6 protein-coding genes and 2 pseudogenes are annotated in these 6,807 nt (G+C 58.2%); 7 read left to right on the forward strand and 1 reads right to left on the reverse strand.

Annotated features, from left to right (window positions below; genetic code table 11):
- Positions 1-219: 219 nt before the first annotated feature.
- The 5 genes and pseudogenes from NKH29_RS32085 to NKH29_RS32105 all read left to right on the forward strand — a co-directional run.
- Positions 220-701: pseudogene (locus NKH29_RS32085) on the forward strand (transposase); the annotation flags it as partial.
- Positions 702-1,497: 796 nt separating this feature from the next.
- The gene (locus NKH29_RS32090; RefSeq protein ID WP_353001379.1) at positions 1,498-1,620 is read left to right on the forward strand and encodes a hypothetical protein; all 123 of its coding nucleotides are present in this window, start codon (positions 1,498-1,500) and stop codon (positions 1,618-1,620) included.
- A gap of 355 nt (positions 1,621-1,975) precedes the next feature.
- Positions 1,976-2,209, forward strand: a complete 234-nt coding sequence (locus NKH29_RS32095; RefSeq protein WP_353001380.1) for a hypothetical protein — start codon at positions 1,976-1,978, stop codon at positions 2,207-2,209.
- Between the two features lie 381 nt (positions 2,210-2,590).
- Positions 2,591-5,035 (forward strand): GcvT family protein, encoded by a 2,445-nt coding sequence (locus NKH29_RS32100; RefSeq protein WP_353001383.1) that lies wholly within the window; start codon positions 2,591-2,593, stop codon positions 5,033-5,035.
- 376 nt (positions 5,036-5,411) lie between these two features.
- Positions 5,412-5,736: pseudogene (locus tag NKH29_RS32105) on the forward strand (IS110 family transposase); the annotation flags it as partial.
- Between the two features lie 19 nt (positions 5,737-5,755).
- Here NKH29_RS32105 and NKH29_RS32110 read toward each other — a convergent pair.
- A complete protein-coding gene (locus tag NKH29_RS32110) occupies positions 5,756-6,031 on the reverse strand; it encodes a hypothetical protein (RefSeq protein ID WP_353001381.1) in 276 nt (91 codons plus the stop codon).
- 172 nt (positions 6,032-6,203) lie between these two features.
- Here NKH29_RS32110 and NKH29_RS32115 point away from each other — a divergent pair, with 172 nt between their 5' ends.
- Together NKH29_RS32115 and tnpB are read left to right on the forward strand one after the other, a co-directional pair.
- Positions 6,204-6,584, forward strand: coding sequence for a transposase (locus NKH29_RS32115; protein ID WP_245274633.1), 381 nt, complete (start codon positions 6,204-6,206; stop codon positions 6,582-6,584).
- The gene (tnpB, locus tag NKH29_RS32120) at positions 6,581-6,739 is read left to right on the forward strand and encodes an IS66 family insertion sequence element accessory protein TnpB (protein WP_353001382.1); all 159 of its coding nucleotides are present in this window, start codon (positions 6,581-6,583) and stop codon (positions 6,737-6,739) included. The genes NKH29_RS32115 and tnpB overlap by 4 nt, the downstream gene beginning before the upstream one ends.
- The last annotated feature ends 68 nt before the right edge of the window (positions 6,740-6,807 follow it).

The following is a 6,807-nucleotide window of genomic DNA, read 5'->3' on the forward strand; positions in this document are numbered from 1 at the left end:
CAGATCGACGCGTCCCGAACGCGACCGCGCCTCCAACGGCCCACGCTCGCCGCCTACCTGCTGCAAATCGCCATGCTTGGCGGCTGTCTCGCCCGCAACCATGATCCGCCTCCGGCAGCATGGTCTCTGGCGCGGCATGACCCGCTTGCACGACATCGCCTTCGGCATCTCCATTGGATCAAGCCGACGATGTGGGTAATCGAAAGCTTTGCCGGAGGCGTACGCTTAAAGCGTCTGACCGATCTGATCTCGGAGACTGTCAAATCCTGGAGGATAGCTCCTTGTTGTCGAAGCCAATCAGGCGTTGCGAGGCGTATCCTTGATTGCCGCCGTCGTCTTTGTTGCCGAAATCGGCGACATCGCCGCTTTGAAAACCCCCGCCAGCTGATGGCCTTTCTTGGCCTCGTTCCGTCAGAGAGAGCTCGACAGGTGAACATGTCAAACGCGGCGGGATCGCTAAGGCCGGGAACTGTCGGGCCCGTCGCATTCTGGTCGAAGACGCATGGGCTTACCGCTTCCCTGCGCGGGTAAGTCGAACCAAGCAAGCGCAGTTGGAAGGCCTGCCGAGAACCGTTCGCGAAATAGCGTGGAAAGGTCAGCTCCGCCTCTGCTCTCGCTACCGAAAAATGATCCTCGCGGGGAAGCACAAGGCCATCGCGATCACTGCGATCGCTAGAGAAATGGGGGCCTTCCTGTTGGCCAGGAAGTGCAACCAGCTCATCAAGCTTAACTTAGCGCCGCTCGCATTTGGCGACCAATTAGAAAGAGGAAACAAGATTGATCATCTGCTGATGCTCAATGTTGGAGGCAGGGTCCCGGTCGGGGAATCTTCGATAGAACTGAGCGGCCGACGACGTCGATGCCCGTGCTAAGATAGAAGCAGCCCCAGGCGTACACACAGAAATGCGGTACCAACCCGCGTATAAGAGTTTGCAAACCGTCGTCTTGAGAGCCTGTCTCCTACATTGCGCATTACTACACCATGCAGGACCAGCCACTATTGGCGGGACGAACAGGCGTGGCCACGCCGCTTCCAAATGAACATAAGAGTTCCAGAGACACATCAATTCCTGCATAATAGTCCATGGTTGTCCCTCGCTTGATGCTTGGGGCCGGCACAATCGGACTCCATTCAATACCATCACCCTGAGGGACAGCCGCTTTCCTGGCTATGCGAGGAGCGCCGGCCCATTACGGCATCTAGGTCTCCGGACATGCTAGGTCTAGGTCTCCGGACATGCTAGGTCTCCGGACATGCTCGTCAACAATGCCGGGATAGTCCGCGGCTGTCACGCGCTGGCTTCTGAGGACGAGTTCGGAAATTGCCTGGACTTCACTGCTTGAGTTTTCCGTCGTTGTCGGGTCTTCGACAAAGTCGGACATGAGACACAGCGCTATCGCAGACATCATTGTTGTGAAATGATTTTTTCATTTGGCACGACACGTGCTGCGCTATCCACAAACGCGCTACGGGACGAATAGAGGAGAAATCATCCCATGATCACGCTCGCCGAACATGTGGTCGCCCCGCAACCACTGAGCTTTCCCGAGCAGACGGAAGTCTTTGCGCTTTCATTCTTCAGGATGTCCGAACAGCATTCGATTTGCGCCCAACGCTGAATGCTCCTGACGATGATCCCTGTCTTTGGGCTGGAAGATGTGGAAGGCGAACGGGCACTTCGCTGCGCGGCCAGCCATTCGGCGAGGACGTTCGAGCACTTCGATGGAACGCAGTTCGAGCGCGATCACGACGCCCTTTCAGCGATTTTCGACCGTCCCGACAACATTCCCCTGATCACGCGCTGCGGCCAGTACCTCTACAATTTCTGGCGAGATCCCCGAAACCCGCACGGACTGTGGCGCCGGACCACCGTTGCCGTCTACCTGATGGCGGATCCCCGGTGGGAGCCACTGCTCGATCTGGACGCACTCGCTCCCAGCGACGGAGAGGACTGGATGTGGGGCAGCGCGTCGCTTGAGCGAGAGACAGGAAAGAGCCGTTCTACGCCTGTCGCGCGCCGGCAGCGATGCGGTCGTGCATCGCGAATTCGATCTGAGGTCCCTGGGCTCCATCGCCGACGGTTTCAATCTGCCGCAGGCCAAGGGCGGCATGAATTGGCTCGACCCGACACGCTTCACTGGAGCTCGCCGTGCCGGGCTTCGTCTACGGTCCGAGACGCGCAGCGTCCGCGGGTGGTCGGCCCGCTGACGCTATCATTCCTGGCGGACCAGAGGCCGTGGCCGGCGCCTTTCCGCACCGACATCCAGACGTGGCCGACCCCGATATCCTGGTCCTGGGGCCGAACGTCAGCGGTCCACGAGCTAGACTTGCGCCACAACCACCTAGACCACAAAGATCAAGCATGGACAGCGTCTCCCGCCGGCCGCCAGGCGGCACTGGCGGGGCGCTCTTCCCGAGGTAGGCGCGGATCGCGCTCTACGATGGCTTCGTGGTCTCGCCACGCTCACGGATTATCCAGCCCCTGGAGGGCGCGCTCCGCGGAATCTGCCGGAAGGATGCCGAAAAAAGGAACAGGAGCTTACGATGAGAGTCGCACCAGAATTTAGCAAGGTTGTTAAGCTATCCGAAATGAAGTCACTGCCCTCCAAAGCGCGAGCTGTCATAATCGGAGGCGGGGTGTCGGGGTGCTCCGTCGCATATCACTTGGTGAAGCTCGGATGGACGGACGTGATCCTGCTCGAGCGTAAGCAACTTACGTGCGGCACGACGTGGCACGCCGCTGGATTACTCAGCGAGCTTCGCGGGTCTAGCGACATGACAAAACTGACCAAGTACTCAATGCAACTCTACTCGAGCCTGGAAGGCGAGACGGGTATTGCAACCGGACTTCGCCGCGTCGGCTCATTGTCTATCGCACTTACCCAGGAGCGCAAGCACGAGCTATATAGGCAACTCTCGCTCGCAGCCGCCCACGGCGTGGAGGCGCGAAAAGTCTCTGTGCGAGAGCTGGAGGATATGTACCCTCATGTCGATGTGTCTGATGTCACTGCTGCGCTTCATTTCCCCAATGATGGACAATGTGATCCAGCCAACGTCGCGATGGCGCTGGCCAAAGGCGCACGTCAGCACGGCGCCTCAATCTTTGAAGGAGTTAATATAGCCGGTGTTCAGGCAAGGAATGGCCGGGTATCGAGCGTAACATGGGAGAAGGAGGACCAGCGAGGGGTGATTGAAACGGAATGCGTCGTAAACTGTGCTGGCATGTGGGCACGGAAATTCGGAGCTAGAAGCGAGGTCGCGGTTCCATTGCATGCGTGCGAACATTTCTACATGGTTACAGAACCAATAGACGGACTAACTCGGCTGCCGGTCCTACGGGTCCTTGATGAACATACGTACTACAAGGAAGATGCAGGAAAAATTCTTTTCGGGGCGGTGGAACTGAAGGCGAAACCGTGGGGCATGGACGGCATCCCGGAAGATTTCTGCTTCGATCAGTTGCCCGAGGACTTTGCACATTTCGAGCCTATTATGGTGAAGGCTCTAAAGCGAATGCCGATGCTGGCCACAGTCGGTATTCGGACCTTCTTCAACGGGCCAGAAAGCTTCACTCCGGACGACCGATATCACTTGGGTGAAGCTCCTGATGTTAAGGGCTATTGGGTAGCATGCGGTTACAACAGTACAGGGATAGCTGCCTCAGGAGGTGCGGGCTTAGCGCTGGCGCAGTGGATGAATGACGACGAGCCGCCCTTCGATTTGTCAGGCGCGGACATCCGTCGGATGCAACCGTTTCAGAAGAACCGTTGGTACTTGAGGGAACGGGTTTCGGAGGTAGTGGGACTTAGCTTTGCCGACCACTTCCCCGCCCGTCAGATGACAACAGCGCGCGGCATTCGACGCTCGCCAATTCACGAACATCTCAAAGCACGCCGCGCGGTGTTCGGTGAGGCGGAGGGCTGGGAGCGCGCCAACTGGTTTGCCAAGGAGGGCCAGGAGCGCGAATATCGATACTCCTGGCACCGCCAAAACTGGTTTGATAATCAGCGCGACGAGCATATGGCGGTTCGTGAACGGGTAGCTGTTTTCGACTTGACTTCATTCGGAAAAATCCGAGTGGAGGGCCGAGACGCTTGCAGCTTTCTCCAGCAGCTTTGCTCCAACGATGTCGACGTGCCGGTTGGCCGGATCGTCTATACGCAAATGCTGAACGAGCGTGGTGGGATCGAGAGCGATCTCACCGTGAGTCGTCTCACGGAGACTGCGTTCCTGCTCGTCGTGTCGGCCTTCACATTGCAACCCAATCTCTCTTGGCTGAGACGGCATCTAGGCGACGAGTTCGTCGTTATCACCAATATGTCGGCTTCAGAAAGCGTCCTGGCGGTGATGGGACCAAATTCGCGCGAACTGCTCGGCAGAGTAAGCCCAAATGACTTCTCCAACGAAAATAATCCGTACGGCACCTGCCAGGAGATTGAAATCGGCATGGGTCTGGCGCGGGCCCACAGAGTTACCTATGTCGGCGAGCTGGGCTGGGAGATCTACATTCCGACTGACCAAGCCGCGCATGTCTTCGAAGTAATCGAGGCGGCGGGCGCAAATGTGGGACTCAAGCTGTGTGGCCTTCATGCCATCAGCTCGTGCCGCATCGAAAAGGCATATCGGCACCTCCCCGATGATGTTGGCAGCGGGGATCATGTGCTCGAAGCGGGACTGGGGTTCGCCGTCAGGACGGCAAAGCCTGAATTTATTGGGCGAGATGCGGTGCTGAGAAAACTTGAGGCGGGGCTCCAGCGTCGGCTAGTTCAGTTCCGTCTGAAAGACCCCACTCCACTACTTCATCACAACGAAGTCATCTTCCGAGACGGTCGGATCGCCGGAACAATCACCTCCGGGGCCTACGGGCACACCCTCGGCGGGGCCATCGGTCTTGGCTATGTACCTTGCAAGAACGAAAGCGAGGCAGCTCTGCTCTCGTCTTCTTACGAGATTGAGATCGCCGGTGAGCGCTTTGCCGCAGAAGTCTCGCTTACACCGATGTATGACCCGAAGAACGAGCGGGTGCGGGCTTGACTTACGAATTGGAGCGGTTCGTCATCCACCAACGTATCCTAAGTATCGAAGCTCGCAGCCCGCGTCTAAGATGTAGCTCTCTGGACGTCGAAGACGCGGTTCAAGAGCCAATTGGCGCGGATGGATTACCATGTGTTCGACCGGATTCAGCTCGGGCGCACGGGAACGCAGGGGATGGGCGTAATCTCCGGGCAAGTCGAGATGCTGGCCTCCCATTCAATGCGATCGAGGAGAAGAAGGGGTAGATGGGGTATTCGGCTTGCGCCCCTTCTTCAACGGTGATGCAAGAAGGTGCTGCGCGTCGAGCTGATGATAGGACGTGGTCTGTCCAAACAGCCACAAGCATCGGGAAAGGAAGCGCAGCATGTAGCACTTTATCGGCCTCGATGTCGCGGTGAAAGAGACCGCGGTTTGTATTGTTGATGAATCCGGCAAGATCTGCCGCGAGGTGAAGGTCGTCAGCCACTCCGACGATCTCCTCGTCCTGAAGGATCCTGCCTTGAACATTGAACGGGTCGGTCTCGAGGCCGGCCCTTGTAGCAATGGCTTTCGAGGGGCTGGCGCGCGCCGGGCTGCCGGTCATCTGCATCGAGACGCGTCATGTGACAGCGTTCCTGGGGGCGCAGCCGAACAAGACGGATCGCAATGATGCGCGCGGCATCGCACAGATGATGCGGGTCAACCTGTACCGCCGTAACCATTCGGCCAAGGCCGCGGTGGCTATGATTTCGGGCGAGGGTTTTCTGCGGTAGGTTTGGGCGGTGCGTGGCCCGCAGCCCTGCGCTCGTCGACGATATGCCGAAGGTTGTCGATGCCGTCTTCGGTGAAGACGACGATAGGTTCGCTTAATTCGGATGCTGGATAGTCGTCGTAGGCGCTCAAGCAACCGTCTTCCGAGAACATCTCGATCGAGCAATCGCGCAAAAAGTCTTCGTCCTCTTCGAGCATCTCGGCCACATATTTGAGGGTGTAAAGAGCGGAGTTGCGATATCCCATCTGACGGCCTCAACGATCCAGGTTTGCAAGTGAGCTCAATAATGGAAGGCCCAGATCAGTCGTAAGCGCCAAGCTGACCCCATCTGGCGCGGCTTGAGGTGATGAGCGAGACATACTGACACTGAAGCAAGGAGCCGAGGAGCTTGCAGTGTCAATTTCTATGTCTGCGCCTATGCCTGATGATAGAAGTTTCCATGTTCTTGAAGCGGTTGCCAACCGACTGGAGGCAAGCCCGCAGCGTCCGCGGCGGCGCTGGTCGGCGGAAGCGAAGTCGCGGCTGATCGAGGCGACACTGAAGCCGGGCGCGAATGTATCGGCCATTGCCAGACAAGCGGGGATGGCGCCGGCCCAGCTGTTCGGCTGGCGGAGCAAGGCGATCAAGAGCGGTGCGGTCACGCCACACAGGGATGCGGAGCGGCTCGGCTTTGTCGAGGTCACGCCGACAGCGTCTGCGTCGGTGGAGATCGAGCTGGGTGGCGTGGTCATTCGCGCCGGTGCCGATATCAATGAGGAGCAGCTGGTGCGGATTATCCGGGCGGTTCGCCAGGCATGATCCCGGCTGGCGTGAAGGTGTTGGTCGCCAGTCATCCAGTCGATTTTAGAAAAGGTCCCGACGGCCTTTTGGCACTGGTGCGCGATGCCGGCTCGGATCCATTCAACGGCGCACTTTATGTATTCCGCGCCAAAAGAGCGCAGTTCGTTTCATAATGCATCCCCTTGTCAGAGTCCGGGCAGTCGGACGACTTTATCGTATTGATATTGCTCGTAGAACTTCG

It is taken from the genome of Mesorhizobium sp. M1295, assembly GCF_040318135.1.
Taxonomy (GTDB): Bacteria; Pseudomonadota; Alphaproteobacteria; order Rhizobiales; family Rhizobiaceae; genus Mesorhizobium.

Bases quoted from the DNA above. Each gene is read 5' to 3' on its own strand.
- NKH29_RS32090 (WP_353001379.1), top strand. From the start codon at position 1,498: ATGATCACGCTCGCCGAACATGTGGTCGCCCCGCAACCACTGAGCTTT.
- NKH29_RS32100 (WP_353001383.1), top strand. From the start codon at position 2,591: ATGAAGTCACTGCCCTCCAAAGCGCGAGCTGTCATAATCGGAGGCGGG.
- NKH29_RS32110 (WP_353001381.1), bottom strand. From the start codon at position 6,031: ATGGGATATCGCAACTCCGCTCTTTACACCCTCAAATATGTGGCCGAG.
- NKH29_RS32115 (WP_245274633.1), top strand. From the start codon at position 6,204: ATGCCTGATGATAGAAGTTTCCATGTTCTTGAAGCGGTTGCCAACCGA.
- tnpB (WP_353001382.1), top strand. From the start codon at position 6,581: ATGATCCCGGCTGGCGTGAAGGTGTTGGTCGCCAGTCATCCAGTCGAT.